Origin of the sequence: Shinella zoogloeoides (genome assembly GCF_030733845.1) — a bacterium.
Classification (GTDB): domain Bacteria; phylum Pseudomonadota; class Alphaproteobacteria; order Rhizobiales; family Rhizobiaceae; genus Shinella; species Shinella zoogloeoides_C.
Map to the genome: position 1 here is coordinate 3,718,978 of NZ_CP132311.1, position 20,505 is coordinate 3,739,482.

Here is a 20,505-nt window from a genome sequence, read left to right on the forward strand (position 1 = left end):
GAATCGCACAGGTCATTTCTCAGGAAATTTTGAAAGTCTCGAACGATCTCACCGCTTTTCAGTGGAAAGAGGGTGACGGATAGTGATTGCAGGCGCACTATGCCCGGGAGGAAAACATGCAGTCTCATTCGCACGGAGCCGGCCGGCTCACGACCCACGTTCTGGACACCGCGCGCGGCAAGCCGGCGGAAGGCCTGCGCATCGATCTCTATCGGGTCGAGGGCGACGCGTTCCACCTGATCAAGACGACGGAGACGAACGACGACGGCCGTTGCGACGCGCCGCTCCTGTCGGGCGAGACCATGAAGAGCGGCACCTACGAGCTGCGCTTCCATGCCGGCGATTATCTCGGCCGCACCGGCGATGGCCCGCTGTTCCTCGACATCATCCCGATCCGCTTCGGCCTTGCGGATGAAGGCGCGCACTACCATGTGCCGCTTCTCGTCTCGCCCTTCAGCTATTCCACCTATCGCGGGAGCTAACATCATGGCGGCTGCAACCATCCGCTCGGAACTGCGCTTCATTCTCAACGGCCAGGACGTCTGCCTTCGCGACGTGGCGCCCGACCTCACGCTGCTCGACTGGCTGCGCCTTTCCCGCTCGCTCAAGGGCACCAAGGAAGGCTGCGCCGAGGGCGACTGCGGCGCCTGCACGGTGCTGGTCGGCCGGCTCACCCCGCAAGGCGGTCTCGTCTATGAAGGCGTCAATGCCTGCATCCGCTTCATGGGTTCGCTCGACGGCTGTCATGTCGTGACGGTCGAGCACGTTGCCGGCGCAGGCGATCGCCTGCATCCGGTGCAGCAGGCCATGGTTGACTATCACGGCTCGCAGTGCGGCTTCTGCACGCCCGGCTTCGTCATGTCGCTCTATGCGCTCTGGATGCAGACGCCGAACCCGAACGACCAGCAGATCGAGACGGCGCTGCAAGGCAATCTCTGTCGCTGCACCGGCTACGAGCCGATCCTGCGCGCCGCCCGCGCCATCTCCGAATATGGCGGCACGGACAAGGATCCGCTGCTGGCTGAGCGCGCGGGCATGATCGCGCGCCTCCAGGCGCTGAAGGACGGCGCCCGCGTCGAAATCGGCGAGGGCAAGCGCCGCTTCGTCGTGCCGGCCGGCCTCGACGATTTCGCCGCCGTGCTCGACGCCTCGCCGGCCGCCACGGTCGTCGCCGGCTCCACCGATGTGGGCCTCTGGGTCACCAAGCACATGCGCGACATCTCGCCGGTGGTCTTCATCGCCGGCCTCGACGAACTGAAATCCCTCTCGGTGAAGGACGGCACGATCTCCATCGGCGCCGGCGTCACCTATACGGAAGCGCTTTCCACACTCGCGCAGCATATCCCGGCGCTCGGCCCGCTCATCGAGCGCATCGGCGGCCAGCAGGTGCGCAACATGGGCACGATTGGCGGCAACATCGCCAACGGCTCACCCATCGGCGACACCCCGCCGGCGCTGATCGCGCTGGGCTCGACGCTTACCTTGCGTAAGGGCGCGGAACGGCGCACCATCTCCCTGCAGGACTTCTTCATCGCCTACGGCAAGCAGGATCGCCAGCCGGGCGAGTTCGTGGAAGCCGTGCATGTGCCGATACCGGCGGCGGCGGAAAAGTTCGCCGTCTACAAGGTGACCAAGCGCCGCGACGAGGACATCACGGCAACGCTCGGCGCCTTCCGCTTGGCGCTTGCCGCCGACGGCACGGTGGCGGACGTCACCATCGCCTATGGCGGCATGGCGGCAACGCCCAAGCGCGCCTTCGCGGTGGAAAAGGCGCTTCTCGGCCAGCCCTGGAGCGAAGCGACGGTGGAAGCGGCCATGGAAAAGTACGCGGAGGACTACGCGCCGCTGACCGATATGCGCGCCACCGCCGAATACCGCGCCCTGGTGGCGAAGAACCTTCTCCTGCGTTTCCACATGGAAACGACGTCCAGCGATACACCGGTCCAGGTGTCCAGATACGAGGCTGCGTGAGCCATGAACAAGCACACTTCGCACCTTCCGGGCGATCTCAAGGCTGAAAAGATCATCGGCGGCGTTCATGCCAGCATCCGCCACGATTCCGCGCACAAGCATGTCGCCGGAACGGCTGTCTATATCGACGACATTACCGAGCCCGCCGGCACGCTGCATGCCGGCTTCGGCCTCTCGACCGTCGCGCACGGCATCCTGAAATCGGTCGATCTCTCGGCGGTGCGCGCCGCGCCCGGCGTCGTCGACGTGCTGACCTGTGCGGACGTGCCCGGCGTCAACGACATCTCGCCGTCCAACATGCACGACGATCCGGTGCTTGCCGACGGCAAGGTGGAATTCCACGGCCAGCCGATCTTCTGCGTGCTCGCCGAAACGCGCGACGAGGCCCGCCGCGCCGCGCGGCTGGCGAAGATCGAATATGAGGAACTGCCGGCCGATATCGATATCTGGGATCTCGATGTCGCCACGCACAAGCAGGTCGTGACCCCGCTGACGCTGAAGCGCGGCGATGCGGCGGCAGCGCTCGAAAGCGCCCCGCGCCGCGTGAAGGGCCGCATGCGGCTCGGCGGCCAGGACCATTTCTACCTGGAAGGCCAAGTTTCGCTCGCCGTGCCGGGCGAGGACGACGAGGTCGTCGTCTATTGCTCGACGCAGGGCCCGAGCGAGACGCAGCACATGATCGCCCATGCGCTCGGCGTGCCGAGCAATGCCGTGACGGTCGAGGTGCGCCGCATGGGCGGCGGCTTCGGCGGCAAGGAAACCCAGGCGAACCAGTGCGCGGCCATCGCCGCCATCGCGGCCAAGAAGCTGAACCGCGCCGTCAAGGTGCGCCTCGACCGCGACGAGGACATGGTCGCCACCGGCAAGCGGCACGACTTCGCCATCGACTACGATGTCGGCTTCGACGACGAGGGCCGCATCCTCGGCATCGACTACACGTTCGCGCTGCGCGCGGGTTTTTCGGCGGACCTTTCCGGCCCGGTGGGCGACCGCGCGCTGTTCCACTGCGACAACGCCTATTTCTTCCCGCATGTGCATGCGAAATCCGCGCCGCTCTACACCAACACGGTGTCCAACACCGCCTTCCGCGGCTTCGGCGGCCCGCAGGGCATGGTGGGCGCGGAGCGCGTCATCGACGAGGTGGCCTTTGCCGTCGGCAAGGATCCGCTCGAGATCCGCAAGCTGAACTTCTACGACGAAATGGGCGTTGCGGGTGATCGCAACCTCACGCCGTACCACCAGAAGGTCGAGGACTGCATCATCCAGCGCATCGTCGCCGAGCTGGAGGAAAGCGCCGACTATGCCGGCCGCCGCAAGGCGATCGCCGAGTTCAACGCGAAGAGCCGCGTCGTCAAGCGCGGCCTGGCGCTGACGCCGGTGAAGTTCGGCATTTCCTTCACCAAGACGGAATCCAACCAGGCCGGCGCGCTGGTGCATGTCTATACCGACGGCTCCGTGCACATGAACCACGGCGGCACGGAAATGGGCCAGGGCCTGCACCTGAAGGTGGCGCAGGTGGTGGCGGAAGAGTTCCAGATCGACCTCGACCGGGTGAAGATCACCGCGACGACGACCGCCAAGGTGCCGAACACCTCGCCGACCGCCGCCTCCTCCGGCGCCGACCTCAACGGCATGGCCGCGCAGGACGCCGCGCGCCAGATCAAGGACCGGCTCATCGATTTCGCCGCCGAAAGCCATCAGGTGCCGCGCGATCAGGTGGTCTTCCTGCCCAACCGCGTGCGCATCGGCAATGCCGAGGTCTCCTTCAATGATCTCGTCAAGCAGGCCTACATGGCCCGCGTCCAGCTCTCGGCGGCCGGCTTCTACAAGACGCCGAAGATTCACTGGGACCGCTCCAAGGGCCGCGGCCACGCCTTCTACTACTATGCCTATGGCGCGGCCTGCTCCGAAGTCTCCGTCGATACGCTGACCGGCGAATATGTCGTCGAACGCACCGACATCCTGCACGATACCGGTCGTTCGCTGAACAAGATCATCGATATCGGCCAGATCGAGGGCGGCTTCATCCAGGGCATGGGCTGGCTGACGACGGAGGAACTGTGGTGGGACGGCAAGGGGCGGCTTCGCACCCATGCGCCCTCCACCTACAAGATCCCGCTCGCTTCCGATCGGCCGAAGATCTTCAACGTGGCGCTGACCGACTGGTCGGAGGCCTACGAGCCGACGGTCCACCGCTCCAAGGCGGTCGGCGAGCCGCCGCTGCCGCTCGGCCTCGCCGTGCTGCATGCGCTGTCGGACGCGGTGGCGAGCGTGGCGGACCACAAGATCTGCCCACGCCTCGATGCCCCGGCCACGCCCGAATGCGTGCTGATGGCCATCGAGCGCCTCAAGGCTGCGAAGAAGGGGTGAAACGATGCCCGCCGCGCGCGAAGACATCCGGGATTTCCTGCGCCGTGAACAGGCCGTGGTGCTGGTCGAGGTGACCGGTGCCGCGGGCTCCACGCCGCGCGACACCGATGCCTGGATGCTGGTATCGGAGCGGGCGATCTATGCGACGATCGGCGGCGGGCAGCTCGAATATATGGCGATCGACCATGCGCGGCGGGCGCTGCGCTCCGGCCGTGACGCCGAGCCGATGAACGTGCCGCTCGGCCCGGAGATCGGCCAGTGCTGCGGCGGCCGGGTCGGGCTCTCCTTCGCAGAGGTCACGCCGGTGCTCGCACGGGACCTCGTGACGCGCTGCGACCGCGAGATGGCATCGCGCCCGCATGTCTACGTCTTCGGCGCCGGCCATGTCGGTGATGCGCTCGCCATGGCACTCTCGCTCGCGCCGCTGCGCGTCATCCTGGTGGATACGCGCGAGGACGAGCTGACCGCCTCAACGGTGCCGCATGTCGAGACCTGCCTGACGGCGATGCCCGAGGCGGTGGTGCGCGACGCGCCGGCCGGCAGCAGCTTCGTGGTCCTGACGCACGACCACGCGCTCGATTTCCTGATCACCGCCGAAGCGCTCAAGCGGGACGATGCCGCCTATGTCGGCATGATCGGCTCGAAGACCAAGCGCACGACCTTCCGCAACTGGCTGTCGCGTGAAATCGGCAACCCGGAGCTTTTCGAGAACCTCGTCTGCCCCATCGGGGGCACGGCCATCAGGGACAAGCGCCCCACCGTCATCGCAGCCCTCGCCGCCGCGGAGATCATGACGGCGGCGCTATCGTGGACGGCAAGTCACGTCAATCGGGCGGAGACCGTCAGTCGGTAGCCTCCTCGGCGAGCATCTCCTCCCCCAGGAGCTTGCCGATCAGCCGCTGACATCGCTCCGCCATGAAGTCGATCATCAGGCGGACCTTGGGGTCCTGGAAGCGCTTGTGCGGATAGATCGCGGCGAGCTGCACGGGGGCGGGCGGCGAGTCTTTGAGGACCTCCACCAGCCGGCCCTCGGCGAGATGGGCCTTTACCTCGAAGAGCGGCTTGTTGATGATGCCGCGGTCCTCCAGCGCCCACTGGGTCAGCACGTCGCCGTCGTCGCTGTCATAGGGGCCGGCGACCTCGAATTTGCGCGTGCCCTCGGGCGTCACCAGCGTCCAGAAATATTCCTTGGAGCCGGGATAGCGCAAAAGCAGACAGTCGTGCTTGTCGGCGATCAGCGCATCGGCGGTCTTCGGCGTGCCGCGGCGGGCGAGATAGGCGGGGGAGGCGCAGAGCACGCGCTCGCATTTGAGGATGCCGCGCATGCGCAGGTTCGAATCCTCCAGCACGCCGAGCTTGAAGGCGACGTCGACGCCTTCGGCGAGGATATCGACATTGTGGTCCGACAGGCGCACGCGCACCTCGATATCGGGATACTTGTCGTGGAATTCGGGAATGCCGGAGGCGATGAGGCGGCGGCCGATGCCGAGCGGGGCGGTGATGCGGAGCGAACCCTTCGGGTTGCGGGAAAGGTCGGCGATCGCGGCTTCCGCCTCGTTCACCGCCTCGATGATCTTCACCGCGCCGTCGTAGAACACGCGGCCATGCTCGGTCGGCGAAAGCTTTCGCGTGGTGCGGTTGAAGAGCCGGACGCCGAGGTGGCGTTCCAGCTCCTTGATGCGGTTGCTGGCGACCGCCGGGGTGACGCGCTGGTCACGCCCCGCTGCCGAGAGAGTACCGAGTTCGACCACGCGAACAAAGACGCGCACATTATCGAGATAGGACATGGATTCCTTCTACCACATTGGCGTGCAGAGCAAAGTGGGGAGGCATCTTTTAGTTTTTTTTGAAAGTGTTGGGGATTTGCCGGGATTTCCGAGATAATAACTTGATGGCAAACATTTCCGTGAAGATCGGAGGAGGTCCCCCATGTATGAATACGCAATCGCCTGGGATTGGCTCATGTTTGCCGTCCGATGGCTGCACGTCATCACAGCCATCGCCTGGATCGGCTCGTCGTTTTATTTCGTCGCGCTCGACCTGGGCCTGAAGAAGCACCCTGACCTGCCGGCAGGCGCCCATGGCGAGGAATGGCAGGTCCACGGCGGCGGCTTCTACCACATCCAGAAATACCTCGTGGCGCCGGCCAAGATGCCCGAGCACCTCGTCTGGTTCAAATGGGAAAGCTACGTCACCTGGCTCTCCGGTTTCGGCATGCTCTGTCTCGTCTACTATGCGGGCGCCGACCTCTACCTCATCGACCCGAGCGTGCTCGACGTCTCCAAGCCGGTGGCCATTGCCATCTCGCTGGCTTCGCTCGCCTTCGGCTGGATCATCTACGACCTCATCTGCAAGTCGCCCTTCGGCAACGACAACACGCGCCTGATGGTGGCGCTCTACTTCATCCTGGTCGCCGTCGCCTGGGGCTATACGCAGCTCTTCACGGGCCGGGCCGCCTTCCTGCATCTCGGCGCCTTCACGGCAACGATCATGTCGGCGAACGTGTTCTTCATCATCATGCCGAACCAGCGCATCGTCGTCGCCGACCTCATCGCCGGCCGCACGCCCGATCCGAAATACGGCAAGATCGCCAAGCAGCGCTCCACGCACAACAACTACCTGACGCTGCCGGTGCTGTTCCTCATGCTGTCGAACCACTATCCGCTGGCCTTCGGCACGGAGTTCAACTGGATCATCGCCTCGCTGGTCTTCCTGATGGGCGTCACCATCCGCCACTACTTCAACACCACCCACGCCAATGCCGGCAACCCGACCTGGACCTGGCTTGCGACCGCGCTGCTCTTCGTGCTGATCATGTGGCTCTCCACGGTGCCGAAGGTCCTGACGGGTGAAACCGCCGACGCCAAGGTCTCCTCCACGCAGCAGACCTTCATGACGGCGGAAGCCTTCCCGAAGGTCCGCGACACGGTGCTCGGCCGCTGTGCCATGTGCCATGCGCAGGAGCCGGGCTGGGAAGGCATCGTCACGCCGCCGAAAGGCGTGATGCTGGAAACGGACGCGCAGATAGCGGCCCATGCCCGTGAGATCTACCTGCAGGCCGGCCGCTCGCACGCCATGCCGCCCGCCAACGTCACCCAGGTTTCGGACGAGGAGCGCAAGCTCTTCGTCGCCTGGTACGAGAGCGCGGTCAGCGGGGAGAAGACCCAATGAGCGAGCGCCTGATCCGCGGACGGGTGCTGACCTTCGTCGCCGAGCCCCAGGGCATCGACGACACGGCCTCCTATCGCTACTTCGAGGACGGTGCCGTCTTCGTGCGTGGCGGCAAGGTGGTGGACGCAGGCGATTATGCTGACATCAGCAAGCTTGCTGGCGCGGATGTCGAGGTGGCCGATCACCGGCCGAACCTCGTTCTGCCGGGCCTTATCGATACGCATTTGCATTTCCCGCAGACTCAGGCGATCGCCTCCTACGGTGCGCAGCTTCTCGAATGGCTGAACACCTATATCTTCGTCGAAGAGCAGAAGTTCGCCAACACCGTCCATGCGGCGGCCGTGGCGGATCGTTTCATGGACGAACTCCTGTCGAACGGCACGACCACCGCCGTCGCCTATTGCTCGGTGCATCCCGAAAGCGTCGACGCCTATTTCTCGGCGGCCGAGGCGCGCGGCATGCGCATGATCGGCGGCAAGGTGATGATGGACCGCAACGCGCCCGACGCGCTGCGCGACACGCCGCAGCAGGGCTATGACGAGACGAAGGCGCTGATCGAGAAGTGGCACGGCCGCGGCCGGGCGCTCTATGCGATCAGCCCGCGTTTCGCCATCACCTCGACGCCCGAGCAGATGGAGATGAGCCAGGCGCTCGTCGCCGAGCATCCTTCCTGCTACGTCCAGACCCACCTTTCGGAAAACCAGGACGAGATCGCTTTTGCGACCTCGCTCTACCCCGAGGCCAAGGACTATACGGACATCTATGCCCGCTATGGCCTGCTCAACGAGCGCATGCTGCTCGGCCATTGCATCCATCTGAGCGACCGGGAGATTTCCGTGCTGGCCGAGACGGGCAGCGTCGGCGTCTTCTGCCCGACCTCGAACCTCTTCCTCGGCTCGGGCCTCTTCGACCGCGACCGGTTCGACAAGCTCGGCGCACGATGGTCGGTGGCGACCGATGTCGGCGGGGGCACCAGCTTCTCCATGCTGGAGACGATGGACGAGGCCTACAAGGTGCTGCATCTCAGAGGCCAGAAGCTGACGCCGTTCAACTCCTTCTACCGCATGACGCTGGGCAATGCCCGGGCACTCGGCTTGGAGGAAAAGATCGGTTCGCTCCATGCGGGAGCGGATGCGGACATCGTCGTGCTGGATTCCAGCGCAAAGCCGGCGATGGAATACCGCATGCGCGTGGCGAAGTCGCTGATGGAGGAACTGTTCATCCTCCAGACCATGGGCGACGATCGCTGCGTCGCCGAAGTCTATGTCGCCGGTAAGGCGATGAAGGCAAAAGGCGTTAAGCGTGCGGCGGCGCCCAGCCGCTCGCCCGAACCAGCCTGATCATTTGACGGTGCATATACCATTCGCGCCGCCGTGCCCGGTATAGGACACGGCGGCCGAGCCATCCGGGTTGATGCTCAGCGAGATCGTCACGCCGTGGCCCTTGGCCTCGTAGTAGTTGTCGTTGAAGACGTGCAGCTTGGCTTCCTTGCCGTTGATGTAGATCGGGCCGCCCTCATCGGCATGCACTTCGATCTTGCCGGGGCAGGTCGCGTTGACGAGCGGGATCTTCGCGAAGGCCGGGCTCGCAACGAGGAGTGCGAAGGCGGCGGCGAGGCGGACTGGAGACATCGGCAAATCCTTTCGTGATCTGCCGGCCAGATTGCCAGCGCCGCGTTCCCAGTCAAGGGTGCTTGAGGCGCCCGCCCATCGCCTTTGTCAATCCCTCCGCCGCCGCCCGGATGACGGGCCCGAAGGCGTCGACCTTGCTGTCGGGCAGGCGCACCGCCGGACCCGATACCGAAATCCCCGCGATGGCCTCGCCATATTCGTCGAAGATCGGCGCCGCCACGCAGCGCATGCCGAGCGTGTGCTCCTCGTCGTCGATAGACCAGCCGCGGGTGCGGATTCTCGCGATGTCCTCGAGCAGCGTCGGAAGGGTGTCGCGGGTCTTGTCGGTGAAATGCTGCAGCGTGCGGCCGGCAAGCAGCGCCTCGATGCGCGCATCGGGCCAGGTCGACAGGATCGCCTTGCCGATGCCGGAGGCATGGATCGGCCCGCGCCGGCCGGGGCGGAAGAAGGCGCGCATCGGCGCATGGCTTTCCACCTGGGAAATGAACACCACGTCGCCGTCGTCCTCGATGGCGATATTGGCGGTCTCGCCGCAACCTTCCATCAACTGCTTCAGGAACGGCCGGCTGATCGTGCCGAGCTTGCGGAAGCGCAGGTAGGCGGTGCCGATCTCGAAGGCCTTGACGCCGATCGTCCAGGCGCCGGTCTCGCCGTCATGCGCCACCATGCCGTGCTGGGAAAGCGAGGTCAGCAGCCGGTGCACGGTGGACGGCGCCATGCCGGACTGGTCGGCAAGGTCGGTCAGCGCCGCGCCGTCGGCGCGCGCCACCAAGTCCAGCAGCTTCAGGCTGCGGTCCAGCACCTGCACGGAGGAGGGAGCCGCGTTCTCCGCCGGTTTGCGGCCGGGCCGTCCGCGTGTCTTTTCCTGATGCTCCGCCATGGTGCTTTCTCCTCGTCGCCGCATCATGACATAGCCGGCCTTGCCCGATTGTTCCAGATTCGTTGAAAATGTTTATTTCCATCTGATGGGATAGATTTCCATTTTTGTATTGCGTGGAATGCGGAATGCGCTACCTTCCCCTTCGAGAGACGGAGGAAAATCCCCATGGCTAAAATGCGTGCTGTCGATGCAGCGGTTCTGGTTCTGGAAAAGGAAGGCATCGATTGTGCCTTCGGCGTACCGGGCGCAGCGATCAATCCCTTCTATTCGGCGCTGAAGGCGCGCGGCTCGGTCCGCCACGTCCTGGCCCGCCACGTCGAGGGCGCAAGCCACATGGCGGAAGGCTACACCCGTGCCCGCGCCGGCAATATCGGCCTGTGCATCGGTACGTCCGGCCCTGCCGGCACCGACATGATCACCGGCCTCTATTCGGCCCAGGCCGACTCGATCCCGATCCTCTGCGTTACCGGCCAGGCGCCCCGCGCCCGCCTCGACAAGGAAGACTTCCAGGCGGTCGACATCGCCAAGATCGCGGCACCCGTTACCAAGTGGGCCGTCACCGTCATGGAGCCGGGCCTCGTTCCCTACGTCTTCCAGAAAGCATTCCACACCATGCGTTCGGGCCGTCCGGGCCCCGTCCTGGTCGACCTGCCGATCGACGTCCAGCTCGCCGAGATCGAATTCGACATCGACGCCTACGAGCCCCTCGAGCCCTACAAGCCGGCTGCGACCCGCGCCCAGGCCGAGAAGGCGCTCACCATGCTCAACGAGGCCGAGCGCCCGCTGATCGTCGCCGGCGGCGGCATCATCAACGCGGAAGCCTCGGACCTCCTCGTCGAATTCGCCGAGATCGTCGGCGTTCCCGTCATCCCGACCCTGATGGGCTGGGGCACGATCCCCGACGACCATCCGCTGATGGCCGGCATGTGCGGCCTGCAGACCTCGCACCGCTACGGCAACGCCACGCTGCTCGCCTCGGACTTCGTCTTCGGCATCGGCAACCGCTGGGCAAACCGCCATACGGGCAACATCCCGACCTATACGGAAGGCCGCAAGTTCATCCACGTCGACATCGAGCCGACCCAGATCGGCCGCGTCTTCACGCCTGATTTCGGCATCGTCTCCGACGCCGGCGCCGCCCTCCAGGTCTTCCTGGAAGTCGCCACGGAATGGAAGACGGCCGGCAAGCTGCGCGACTGGTCGAACTGGGCGGGCGAATGCCGCGAGCGCAAGCGCACCATGCTGCGCAAGACGCACTTCGACCAGATGCCGCTGAAGCCGCAGCGCGTCTACGAAGAGATGAACAAGGCCTTCGACCGCGATACCTGCTACGTCTCGACCATCGGCCTCAGCCAGATCGCCGGCGCGCAGTTCCTGCACGTCTACAAGCCGCGCAACTGGATCAACTGCGGCCAGGCAGGCCCGCTCGGCTGGACGCTGCCGGCAGCACTCGGTGTGCGCGCCGCCGATCCGGACCGCCAGATCGTCGCGCTGTCCGGTGACTACGACTTCCAGTTCATGATCGAGGAACTGGCCGTCGGTGCCCAGCACAAGCTGCCCTACCTGCATGTGGTCGTGAACAATTCCTATCTCGGCCTCATCCGCCAGGCCCAGCGCGGCTTCAACATGGACTTCGAGGTCTCGCTCGCCTTCGACAACATCAACGCGAATGCCGACTCGGAAGCCGGCTACGGCGTCGACCATGTCGCGGTCGCCGAAGGCCTCGGCTGCAAGGCCATCCGGGTGCGCAGCGCAAACGAGTTCCAGGAAGCCTTCAACACGGCGCAGAAGCTGATGAAGGAACACCAGGTCCCCGTCGTCATCGAGTTCATCCTCGAGCGCGTCACGAACATCGCCATGGGTGCCGACATCAACGCCGTTGTCGAGTTCGAAGAACTGGCGGAGCGCGGCGAAGATGCACCGACGGCGACGCTCGCCGCCCTGCTGGATTGAGTTAGAGGGAGAACGAAATGCCGAAATTTGCGGCCAACCTGACCATGCTCTTCAACGAGGCGCCCTTCATGGAGCGCTTCGCCCTGGCCGCCAAGGCCGGTTTCGAAGGGGTCGAATATCTCTTCCCCTACGATTTCGACAAGGATGCGATCCGCGCCGAGCTCGACAAGCACGGCCTGACCCAGGTCCTGCACAACCTGCCGGCCGGCAACTGGGCCGGCGGCGAGCGCGGCATCGCGGTCCTGCCGGACCGCGTGGACGAATTCCGCGAGGGCGTGGCCAAGGCCATCGACTACGCCACGACGCTCGGCTGCAAGCAGATCAACTGCCTGTCGGGCATCGCTCCTGCCGGCGTGCCGGACAGCGTGCTGCGGTCCACCTTCGTCGCCAACCTCAAGCTGGCGGCAGGCGAACTCGCCAAGCACGGCATCAAGCTCCTGATCGAGCCGATCAACCATTTCGACATTCCGGGCTTCTACCTCAACACCCCGGACCAGGCGGCCTCGATCATCGCGGAAGTCGGCAGCGACAACCTCTACATCCAGTACGACCTCTACCACCAGCAGCGCACCGAGGGCGAGCTGATCGGCACCTTCAAGAAGCACCAGGCGCAGATCACCCACGTCCAGCTCGCCGACAATCCGGGCCGCAACGAACCGGGCACCGGCGAGATCGCCTATCCCTTCGTGTTCAAGACGCTCGATGCGCTCGGCTACGACGGCTGGATCGGCTGCGAATACAAGCCGCGCACCACGACGCAGGAAGGCCTCGGCTGGCTGACCGAAATCGGTCGCTGAGCAGACATCATTTCAAGATTGGGAGTATAGATCATGGCAAATATCGGTTTCATCGGCCTCGGCATCATGGGCACCCCCATGGCGCGCCACCTGCAGAATGCCGGCCACACCGTCATCACCTCGAAATTTTTCATCCCGCCGCACAAGGACCTGGTCGACAACGGCCTCCAGATCGTCGACAGCCCGAAGGCGCTGGCCGAGACGGTCGACACGATCATCCTCATGCTGCCCGACACGCCTGAAGTCGAGGACGTGCTGTTCGGCGAGAACGGCGTTTCCTACGGCCTCAAGGCCGGCAAGCTCGTCATCGACATGAGCTCGATCTCGCCGATCGCCACCAAGGAATTCGCCAAGAAGATCCGCGAAACCGGCGCCGAGTATGTCGACGGTCCGGTCTCGGGCGGTGAAGTCGGCGCCAAGAACGCCTCGCTCTCCATCATGGCCGGCGGCTCGCAGGAAAGCTTCGACCGCGCGCTTCCGCTCTTCCAGCTCATGGGCAAGAACATCACGCTCGTCGGCGACTGCGGCGATGGCCAGGTCACCAAGGTGGCCAACCAGATCATCGTGGCGCTCACCATCGAAGCGGTTGCCGAAGCCCTCGTCTTCGCCTCCAAGGCCGGTGCCGATCCGGCGCGCGTTCGTGAGGCGCTGATGGGCGGCTTTGCCTCCTCGCGCATTCTCGAAGTGCACGGCGATCGCATGGTCAAGCGTACTTTCGATCCGGGCTTCCGCATCTCGCTGCACCAGAAGGACCTCAACCTGGCCCTCCAGGGCGCCAAGGCGCTGGGCGTTTCGCTGCCCAACACCGCCTCGACGCAGGAACTCTTCAACCAGTGCGCCGCCCATGGCGATGCAGGCCTCGATCACTCAGGTCTCGTCACGGCGCTGGAGCGCATGGCGAACCACGCCGTCGCATGACGGCCTGACCGGGCGGGGAGGGGAGCCCCGCCCGGTCACCCTTCTTCTGGAGGAGGAGAACAGCCCCTCATCCCGCCCGCGCCATTTCCGAAAGGATGGGCTCTGGCGTGCGGATGGGGGGCTGTGCTTAATAGAGCCACCCGCATGACCCGGAGGAATTTCATGCCGCCCATCGCCGATCCGCGCGCCTTTCTCGAACAGCTTTTCTCCGTCGCGGTCGCCGCCGCCGATCCGGACGAGGTCCTGGTCGCCAACCTGCCGGAAAAGCCCAAGGGGCGAACGGTGGTGATCGGCGCCGGCAAGGGCGCCGCGCAGATGGCGCGCGCCTTCGAGCGCCTGTGGGACGGCCCGCTCACCGGCGTCGTCGTCACGCGCTACGGCTATGCCGTTGCCTGCGAGCGCATCGAGGTTCTGGAAGCCGCCCATCCGGTGCCTGACGATAGCGGCCTGCTCGCCTCCGGCCGGCTGATGGCCGCCGTACGGGGCCTTACGGAAGACGACCTCGTCGTCGCCCTCGTCTGCGGTGGCGGCTCGGCGCTCCTGCCGGCGCCTGCCGGCGACCTGACGCTTGCCGACGAGATCGCCGTCAACAAGGCCCTGCTCGCCTCCGGCGCGCCGATCAGCGCCATGAACGCCGTGCGCAAGCAGGTCTCGCGCATCAAGGGCGGTCGGCTTGCCGCGCTCGCCCACCCGGCCCGCGTCGTTTCGCTGGTCGTTTCCGATATTCCCGGCGACAATCCCGCCCTCGTCGCCTCCGGCCCGACCATCGCCGACGCGACGACCCGCGCGGATGCGCTGCGCCTCATCGAGCGCTATCGCCTCGACCTGCCCGAAGCCGTCATGCGCCATATCGAGGGCGGCAAGGACGAGCCGCCGCTGCCGTCCGATCCGCGCTTCGCCCGCAATGAGGTGAGGCTCGTCGCCTCCGCCGCCGTCTCGCTGGAAGCCGCCGCCGCGGCGGCGAAGAAGGCCGGCGTCGAGGCCGTTATCCTGTCCGACGCGATCGAGGGCGAAGCCTCGGAAGTCGGCCGCGTGCATGCCGCCATCGCCGCCGAGGTCGTCCGCCGCGACCGGCCGTTCCGGAAACCCGTCGTCATCCTTTCGGGCGGAGAAACCACCGTCACCATCAAGGGCAAAGGCAAGGGCGGCCGCAACGGCGAGTTTCTGCTGTCCTTCGCCTGCGCCACCGACGGCCTGGAAGGCCTTTCCGCGCTCGCTGCCGATACGGACGGCATCGACGGTTCGGAGGACAATGCCGGCGCCTTCGCCGACGGCACCACCGTCGCGCGCCTTGCCGACAAGGGCAAGGATGCCGCCGAGTTCTTGGCGCGCAACGATAGCTGGACCGTCTTCGACGCGCTCGGCGACCTGTTCGTCCCCGGCCCGACCGGGACCAACGTCAACGACTTCCGGGCCATCCTGATCCAGTAGCCCAAAGCAAAAAGCCCCGGCACTGCCGGGGCTTTTCGTTTGTCTCTCCCGAGCGACGGTCAGCCCTCGAAGAATTCCTTCATCCGCGCGAAGAAACCGGCCGATTCCGGGTTGTTCTCCTTCGAGGAGATTTCTTCGAATTCCTTCAGCAGCTCGCGCTGGCGCTTGGTCAGCTTCTGCGGCGTCTCGATCTGGATCTGGATGTAGAGATCGCCGACCTGGTTGGAGCGCAGCACCGGCATGCCCTTGCTCTTCAGGCGGAACTGCTTGCCGGCCTGCGTGCCCTCGGGCACCGAGACGCGCGACTTCGTACCGTCGAGCGTGGCCACGTCGAAGGTGCCGCCGAGCGCGGCGGTGGTCATCGAGATCGGCACGGTGCAGTAGAGGTCCGCGCCGTCGCGCTGGAAGAATTCGTGCGGCTTCACCGACAGGAAGATGTAGAGGTCGCCCGCCGGCCCCCCGCGCACGCCCGCCTCGCCCTCGCCGGAAAGCCGGATGCGCGTGCCGTCCTCGATGCCCGCGGGGATGTTGACCGACAGCGAGCGCTCCTCGGTGACGCGGCCGTTGCCGTGGCACTTGGTGCAGGGATCGCTGATCGTCTGGCCGCGGCCGTGGCAGGTCGGGCAGGTGCGTTCGATGGAGAAGAACCCTTGCGCGGCGCGCACACGGCCGGAGCCCTGGCAGGTCGCGCAGGTCTTCGGGCTGGTGCCGGGCTTGGCGCCCGAACCGGAACAGACGTCACAGGTGATCGAGGTCGGCACGCGGATCTGCGCGGTCTTGCCGGCATAGGCCTCTTCCAGCGAGATCTCCATGTTGTAGCGCAGATCGCCGCCGCGCTCGCGCCCGCCGGAGGAGCGCCGCTGGCGCCCACCGCCCATCATCTCGCCGAAAATGTCCTCGAAGATGTCGGAGAAGCCGCCGCCCTGGAAGCCGCCGCCTCCGCCGCCCATGCCGCCCTGCTCGAAGGCCGCATGGCCGTAGCGATCATAGGCCGCGCGCTTCTGCGGGTCCTTCAGGGTCTCATAGGCTTCGTTGACGTTCTTGAACGTCTGCTCGGCAGCGGCATCGCCCGGATTCTTGTCCGGGTGATACTTCATCGCCATCTTGCGGAAGGCGCTCTTCAGCTCCTTCTCGTCGGCGGTCTTGGAGACACCCAGCGTCTCGTAAAAATCAGCTTTTGCCATTCTGGTTCACGTCCGTTTCGCGGGCACGGTCTTCTTGTTATGGATGAGCAAGCTTGCCTTCAGCCTGCGCCTGAAAACGCGCATGCAAAAAGGCGGAAGCCGGGGCGAAGGAAAGGTCAAGACATCGTCGCCGCCGAGAACGGGAGTGATCATCTTGCCTGGTTCCCTTCGCGCTGACTTCCGCCTTATTGCTATCCGTTCCTACCGGCCGCGCGTGGCGCGGCCGGCAAATCTGGAGGCTCAGGCCGACTTCTTGCGATCATCGTCGTCCTTGACTTCCTCGTAGTCGGCATCGACGACGTTGTCGCCGGCATCAGCCGAGGCGGCACCCTCTTCGGCCTGCTGGGCCTCGTAGATCGCCTGACCGAGCTTCATGGAGACTTCCATGAGCGTGTTGGTCTTGGCCTTGATGTCCTCGGCGTCCGGTTCGGAGGCTTCCACCGCGGTCTTGAGGGCGGCGATCGCGTCCTCGATGGCCTTGCGGTCGGCTTCCGTGACCTTGTCGCCATATTCCTTCAGCGACTTCTCCGAGGAGTGGATCAGGCTTTCGGCCTGGTTCTTCGCCTCGACGCCCTCGCGGCGCTTCTTGTCGGCCTCGGCATTGGCCTCGGCGTCCTTGACCATCTTCTCGATGTCGGCGTCGGAGAGACCACCGGAAGCCTGGATGCGGATCTGGTGCTCCTTGCCGGTGCCCTTGTCCTTGGCCGAGACCTGCACGATGCCGTTGGCGTCGATGTCGAAGGTGACTTCGATCTGCGGCATGCCGCGCGGTGCCGGCGGAATGCCGACGAGGTCGAACTGGCCGAGCAGCTTGTTGTCCGCGGCCATTTCGCGCTCGCCCTGGCTGACGCGGATGGTTACGGCCGACTGGTTGTCCTCGGCGGTCGAGAAGGTCTGGCTCTTCTTCGTCGGGATCGTCGTGTTGCGCTCGATCAGACGGGTGAAGACGCCGCCCAGCGTTTCGATGCCGAGAGACAGCGGGGTCACGTCGAGGAGGAGAACGTCCTTGACGTCGCCCTGCAGGACGCCGGCCTGGATGGCGGCGCCCATGGCGACCACCTCATCCGGGTTCACGCCCTTGTGCGGCTCCTTGCCGAACAGCTGCTTGACGGTCTCCTGCACCTTCGGCATGCGGCTCATGCCGCCGACGAGAACGACTTCGTCGATCTCGGCCGCCGTGACGCCGGCATCCTTGAGGGCTGCCTTGCACGGTGCGACAGTGCGCTGGATGAGGTCGTCGACGAGCGCTTCGAACTTGGCGCGGGTCAACTTCATCGTCAGGTGCTTCGGGCCGGAAGCGTCCGCCGTGATGAACGGCAGGTTGATTTCGGTCTGCTGCGAGGACGACAGCTCGATCTTGGCCTTTTCGGCAGCTTCCTTGAGGCGCTGCAGGGCGAGCTTGTCGTTCTTCAGGTCGATGCCCTGGTCCTTCTTGAACTCGGCTGCGAGATATTCGACGAGACGCATGTCGAAGTCTTCACCGCCGAGGAAGGTGTCGCCGTTCGTCGACTTCACTTCGAAGACGCCGTCGCCGATTTCCAGCACCGAGATGTCGAACGTGCCGCCGCCAAGGTCGTAGACGGCGATCGTCTTGCCGTCCTTCTTGTCGAGGCCGTAGGCGAGCGCGGCAGCCGTCGGCTCGTTGATGATGCGCAGCACTTCAAGGCCGGCGATCTTGCCGGCATCCTTGGTCGCCTGGCGCTGGGCGTCGTTGAAATAGGCCGGAACCGTGATGACGGCCTGCGTGACCTTCTCGCCAAGGTAGGATTCGGCGGTTTCCTTCATCTTCTGAAGGATCATCGCGGAGATCTGCGAGGGGGAATAGCCGGTGCCCTGGGCCTGGACCCAGGCGTCGCCATTGTCGCCCTTGACGATCTTGTAGGGAACGAGACCCTTGTCCTTCTCGACGAGCTTGTCGTCGTAGCGGCGGCCGATGAGGCGCTTGACGGCGAACAGGGTGTTTTCCGGGTTGGTGACGGCCTGGCGCTTGGCCGGCTGGCCGGTCAGGCGCTCACCATCATCATTGAAGGCGACGATCGAAGGGGTCGTACGCGCGCCTTCGGCATTTTCGATAACTTTCGCGTCCTTGCCGTCCATGACGGAAACGCAGGAATTGGTCGTTCCGAGGTCGATACCGATTACTTTAGCCATGTCATTCTCTCCTTCAAGCGAACTGCCGGAACCCATTCAGGCATTCTTTTGGCAGCCCCTAATGGTATGGTCTTGTCGAAAGCATCGGCCTGAACCGAAGCTTTGCGGGGTATATAAGGACCCCTCCAGACGACTGCAAGACATCCGCGAGCCGCAAAGCGCGCGAAATCAGCGTGTCCCGGAGGAATTCGTGCACTGCCGCCCCGATGTGCAATCAACCCCAATCGCCCGCGCGATTCAAGGGATTGCTCGAAGTTCCTGCCGTGCTTGCGCGAAGACGGCAGGCACGGCCTGGAAAACGGCAGGCCCGCGTCCGCCGCTATAGGACGAACAGCCGCGTTTCGGCGATCCTCGCCTGAGAAAACATCCAGCATAGTCAGCAGCTTGACAAGGCCCGCCTCATTTTCCCGGCGTCGGTTTATCCCCGCTGCCTCCCGTCACGCACACAATCGTCCGGCTGAACTGAAAAACGGACTATGTGGAAAATGACGGAACCGACTGACGCAAGCATCTTGCAACTGAGTTACCGATATGCGGCGATCGCCGTCGAAATCCGGGCGCTGGCGCTGTTCCTCCGACTGAAGGCCGGCTTTCGTCCCGAACAGCCACGCGTGCCCGCGGGCAGTCCTGATGGCGGGCAGTGGGTCGCGGAAGGCGACGACGGCCGGCCGATCCTCGTCAGCCGTCGCGGCCCGCGCGGCGCAGGACAGGTTCGCATCCTCGGCCGTTGGCAGGCCGTCACGCCGGCGCAGGAGGCGCGGCTGGTGGTCAGTGTCGGCCGGATGCGGGAGGCCTTGCGCGCCGTTCAGAAGCGCGAACCGAACTGGAAGCCGACGCCGCAGGTCTATGAAACGGTCGAAGGGCTGATCCGCGCGAACGAAGCAACGGCACAGGAGGCTCTGCTCCGCGCGCTCCAGTTGAGATTACCGCGCACCGGGATTGGGCCGTATGCAACGGAGTGGATAGCTTCACCGGCAGCCAACAAGCGGCTTAATAGGGCGCAGCAGGCGGAAATCGACCGCATTGGCCGCACATACGGATGCCATTGGTGTGGTATAAAGACACCGGGAACCAGGAAGGGCCATTTTATCGGCGACCATCAGGTGCCAAAATCGCTTGGCAAGCCAAGTCGAATTTATCCGCATTGCGCGTGGTGCAGTAAATCTCAGGGTGGACTAATCTCTCAAGGAGGGCGCTAATCGATGCCAGTAGAAACACTTACGATCGCGCTCGAATATCTCAGTATATATGTTGCTGGGCATCGGAAGGTGCAAATCCCCCTTCATATGGATAAGCAAGGAATATTCGCGTCACCTGACTGTATCAACATTCCCGCGCTCTATTGGAACGACGGAGACACCCGTGTGGATTTTGGCCCGGTTTCCGAGATTCCGGAGATAAGGGAGCCCGATTTCGATGGCATTATAAATACCCCGAACAAAGAGCTTATCCTGTTTGATGCCAACGAGCCTCAGTATGCCATAGCGTATGTACCATCCGTGGAAACTCGTATCCGGGTCTGGATCGATCATCCTACTGAGCCGGAGAATGTCGTTGTCGCGTGGGGATAGTTGTACAGTTTTATCAAGGGAATTTTTCGAAGATGAGGTTCCATGCGATGACCGTGCAACGCATTTCAATCGCTCCGGAATATATAAGCTTTTATGTTGCGGGTCGCCGGGACGTCGATATCCCGGTTCATATGGATCGGCAAGGAATCTTCGTTTCCGATGATTGCGTCAACATCCCGGCATACTACTGGAGTGACGGAGACACGAATGTGACGCTCGGGCCGTATTCCGAGATCGTAGAGGCTCGGAAGCCGGATTGCGACACTATTTTGAATACGCCAAACAGAGAGATCATTCTGTTTGACGCGAATGAGCCTCAATATGCGATTTTGCAGGTGCCTTCTGCAAAAACCCGCATCCGGGTCTGGATGGATCATCCGGTCGAACCGTCAAACGTCACCATCGCTTGGGGATAGAGACGGTGCGACCAGCGCTGTCACTCGTTACCGGTGGTCGTGCCATGCATCGACGGCGCAA

General features: G+C 64.4%; 18 protein-coding genes. 13 read left to right on the forward strand and 5 right to left on the reverse strand.

What is annotated here, in order from left to right:
• Nucleotides 1-116: 116 nt before the first annotated feature.
• From uraH to xdhC, 4 genes are read left to right on the forward strand one after another with little or no spacing between them, the layout of a single operon-like run.
• Nucleotides 117-482, forward strand: a complete 366-nt coding sequence (uraH, locus tag Q9316_RS19205) for a hydroxyisourate hydrolase (RefSeq protein WP_306033155.1) — start codon at nt 117-119, stop codon at nt 480-482.
• Nucleotides 483-486: 4 nt separating this feature from the next.
• Complete coding sequence (gene xdhA, locus Q9316_RS19210) at nt 487-1,971, forward strand: xanthine dehydrogenase small subunit (RefSeq protein WP_306033156.1); 1,485 nt, start codon at nt 487-489, stop codon at nt 1,969-1,971.
• A 3-nt stretch (nt 1,972-1,974) separates the two neighbouring features.
• Nucleotides 1,975-4,341 (forward strand): xanthine dehydrogenase molybdopterin binding subunit, encoded by a 2,367-nt coding sequence (gene xdhB, locus Q9316_RS19215; protein WP_306033157.1) that lies wholly within the window; start codon nt 1,975-1,977, stop codon nt 4,339-4,341.
• Nucleotides 4,342-4,345: 4 nt separating this feature from the next.
• Complete coding sequence (xdhC, locus tag Q9316_RS19220; protein WP_306033158.1) at nt 4,346-5,194, forward strand: xanthine dehydrogenase accessory protein XdhC; 849 nt, start codon at nt 4,346-4,348, stop codon at nt 5,192-5,194.
• On the opposite strand, the gene Q9316_RS19225 is transcribed toward xdhC, so the two are convergent.
• Nucleotides 5,184-6,128: a LysR family transcriptional regulator gene (locus Q9316_RS19225; RefSeq protein ID WP_306033159.1), complete on the reverse strand. Its 945-nt coding sequence runs from the start codon at nt 6,126-6,128 to the stop codon at nt 5,184-5,186. The two genes, xdhC and Q9316_RS19225, sit on opposite strands and share 11 nt — an antisense overlap.
• 142 nt (nt 6,129-6,270) lie before the next feature.
• Between Q9316_RS19225 and Q9316_RS19230 the strand changes: the two genes are divergently transcribed.
• Complete coding sequence (locus tag Q9316_RS19230) at nt 6,271-7,512, forward strand: urate hydroxylase PuuD (protein ID WP_306033160.1); 1,242 nt, start codon at nt 6,271-6,273, stop codon at nt 7,510-7,512.
• Nucleotides 7,509-8,852: a guanine deaminase gene (gene guaD / locus Q9316_RS19235; RefSeq protein ID WP_306033161.1), complete on the forward strand. Its 1,344-nt coding sequence runs from the start codon at nt 7,509-7,511 to the stop codon at nt 8,850-8,852. Before Q9316_RS19230 ends, guaD begins: the two co-directional genes overlap by 4 nt.
• On the opposite strand, the gene Q9316_RS19240 is transcribed toward guaD, so the two are convergent.
• Nucleotides 8,853-9,143: a hypothetical protein gene (locus tag Q9316_RS19240; protein WP_306033162.1), complete on the reverse strand. Its 291-nt coding sequence runs from the start codon at nt 9,141-9,143 to the stop codon at nt 8,853-8,855.
• A 52-nt stretch (nt 9,144-9,195) separates the two neighbouring features.
• On the reverse strand, nt 9,196-10,023 hold the full coding sequence (gene bhcR / locus Q9316_RS19245) for an HTH-type transcriptional regulator BhcR (RefSeq protein ID WP_306033163.1): 828 nt from the start codon (nt 10,021-10,023) through the stop codon (nt 9,196-9,198).
• 165 nt (nt 10,024-10,188) lie between these two features.
• Between bhcR and gcl the strand changes: the two genes are divergently transcribed.
• The 4 genes from gcl to Q9316_RS19265 all read left to right on the forward strand — a co-directional run bounded on the left by gcl (nt 10,189) and on the right by Q9316_RS19265 (nt 15,122).
• On the forward strand, nt 10,189-11,976 hold the full coding sequence (gene gcl / locus Q9316_RS19250) for a glyoxylate carboligase (RefSeq protein ID WP_306033164.1): 1,788 nt from the start codon (nt 10,189-10,191) through the stop codon (nt 11,974-11,976).
• A gap of 17 nt (nt 11,977-11,993) precedes the next feature.
• Nucleotides 11,994-12,773, forward strand: coding sequence for a hydroxypyruvate isomerase (gene hyi, locus Q9316_RS19255; RefSeq protein ID WP_306033165.1), 780 nt, complete (start codon nt 11,994-11,996; stop codon nt 12,771-12,773).
• Nucleotides 12,774-12,806: 33 nt separating this feature from the next.
• Nucleotides 12,807-13,691, forward strand: coding sequence for a 2-hydroxy-3-oxopropionate reductase (locus tag Q9316_RS19260; RefSeq protein ID WP_306033166.1), 885 nt, complete (start codon nt 12,807-12,809; stop codon nt 13,689-13,691).
• Between the two features lie 162 nt (nt 13,692-13,853).
• Nucleotides 13,854-15,122, forward strand: a complete 1,269-nt coding sequence (locus Q9316_RS19265; protein WP_306033167.1) for a glycerate kinase type-2 family protein — start codon at nt 13,854-13,856, stop codon at nt 15,120-15,122.
• Between the two features lie 59 nt (nt 15,123-15,181).
• On the opposite strand, the gene dnaJ is transcribed toward Q9316_RS19265, so the two are convergent.
• Together dnaJ and dnaK are read right to left on the reverse strand one after the other, a co-directional pair.
• Nucleotides 15,182-16,306, reverse strand: a complete 1,125-nt coding sequence (dnaJ, locus tag Q9316_RS19270; RefSeq protein WP_306033168.1) for a molecular chaperone DnaJ — start codon at nt 16,304-16,306, stop codon at nt 15,182-15,184.
• A 240-nt stretch (nt 16,307-16,546) separates the two neighbouring features.
• Nucleotides 16,547-18,457 (reverse strand): molecular chaperone DnaK, encoded by a 1,911-nt coding sequence (gene dnaK / locus Q9316_RS19275; RefSeq protein WP_306033169.1) that lies wholly within the window; start codon nt 18,455-18,457, stop codon nt 16,547-16,549.
• Nucleotides 18,458-18,942: 485 nt separating this feature from the next.
• Between dnaK and Q9316_RS19280 the strand changes: the two genes are divergently transcribed.
• Genes Q9316_RS19280 through Q9316_RS19290 form a run of 3 tightly spaced genes read left to right on the forward strand, consistent with a single transcriptional unit; the run spans nt 18,943 to nt 20,444 of the window.
• Nucleotides 18,943-19,656, forward strand: coding sequence for a hypothetical protein (locus Q9316_RS19280; RefSeq protein WP_306033170.1), 714 nt, complete (start codon nt 18,943-18,945; stop codon nt 19,654-19,656).
• Nucleotides 19,657-19,659: 3 nt separating this feature from the next.
• Nucleotides 19,660-20,028: a hypothetical protein gene (locus Q9316_RS19285; RefSeq protein ID WP_306033171.1), complete on the forward strand. Its 369-nt coding sequence runs from the start codon at nt 19,660-19,662 to the stop codon at nt 20,026-20,028.
• Between the two features lie 47 nt (nt 20,029-20,075).
• On the forward strand, nt 20,076-20,444 hold the full coding sequence (locus Q9316_RS19290) for a hypothetical protein (protein ID WP_306033172.1): 369 nt from the start codon (nt 20,076-20,078) through the stop codon (nt 20,442-20,444).
• Nucleotides 20,445-20,505: the final 61 nt, after the last annotated feature.

Excerpts from the sequence above, each read along its gene's own strand:
- guaD (WP_306033161.1), top strand. The coding sequence starts at position 7,509 with ATGAGCGAGCGCCTGATCCGCGGACGGGTGCTGACCTTCGTCGCCGAG.
- dnaJ (WP_306033168.1), bottom strand. The coding sequence starts at position 16,306 with ATGGCAAAAGCTGATTTTTACGAGACGCTGGGTGTCTCCAAGACCGCC.
- dnaK (WP_306033169.1), bottom strand. The coding sequence starts at position 18,457 with ATGGCTAAAGTAATCGGTATCGACCTCGGAACGACCAATTCCTGCGTT.
- xdhB (WP_306033157.1), top strand. The coding sequence starts at position 1,975 with ATGAACAAGCACACTTCGCACCTTCCGGGCGATCTCAAGGCTGAAAAG.
- uraH (WP_306033155.1), top strand. The coding sequence starts at position 117 with ATGCAGTCTCATTCGCACGGAGCCGGCCGGCTCACGACCCACGTTCTG.
- Q9316_RS19290 (WP_306033172.1), top strand. The coding sequence starts at position 20,076 with ATGACCGTGCAACGCATTTCAATCGCTCCGGAATATATAAGCTTTTAT.
- Q9316_RS19260 (WP_306033166.1), top strand. The coding sequence starts at position 12,807 with ATGGCAAATATCGGTTTCATCGGCCTCGGCATCATGGGCACCCCCATG.
- xdhA (WP_306033156.1), top strand. The coding sequence starts at position 487 with ATGGCGGCTGCAACCATCCGCTCGGAACTGCGCTTCATTCTCAACGGC.
- xdhC (WP_306033158.1), top strand. The coding sequence starts at position 4,346 with ATGCCCGCCGCGCGCGAAGACATCCGGGATTTCCTGCGCCGTGAACAG.
- Q9316_RS19280 (WP_306033170.1), top strand. The coding sequence starts at position 18,943 with ATGACGGAACCGACTGACGCAAGCATCTTGCAACTGAGTTACCGATAT.
- Q9316_RS19265 (WP_306033167.1), top strand. The coding sequence starts at position 13,854 with ATGCCGCCCATCGCCGATCCGCGCGCCTTTCTCGAACAGCTTTTCTCC.
- Q9316_RS19230 (WP_306033160.1), top strand. The coding sequence starts at position 6,271 with ATGTATGAATACGCAATCGCCTGGGATTGGCTCATGTTTGCCGTCCGA.
- bhcR (WP_306033163.1), bottom strand. The coding sequence starts at position 10,023 with ATGGCGGAGCATCAGGAAAAGACACGCGGACGGCCCGGCCGCAAACCG.
- Q9316_RS19240 (WP_306033162.1), bottom strand. The coding sequence starts at position 9,143 with ATGTCTCCAGTCCGCCTCGCCGCCGCCTTCGCACTCCTCGTTGCGAGC.
- Q9316_RS19285 (WP_306033171.1), top strand. The coding sequence starts at position 19,660 with ATGCCAGTAGAAACACTTACGATCGCGCTCGAATATCTCAGTATATAT.
- gcl (WP_306033164.1), top strand. The coding sequence starts at position 10,189 with ATGGCTAAAATGCGTGCTGTCGATGCAGCGGTTCTGGTTCTGGAAAAG.
- Q9316_RS19225 (WP_306033159.1), bottom strand. The coding sequence starts at position 6,128 with ATGTCCTATCTCGATAATGTGCGCGTCTTTGTTCGCGTGGTCGAACTC.
- hyi (WP_306033165.1), top strand. The coding sequence starts at position 11,994 with ATGCCGAAATTTGCGGCCAACCTGACCATGCTCTTCAACGAGGCGCCC.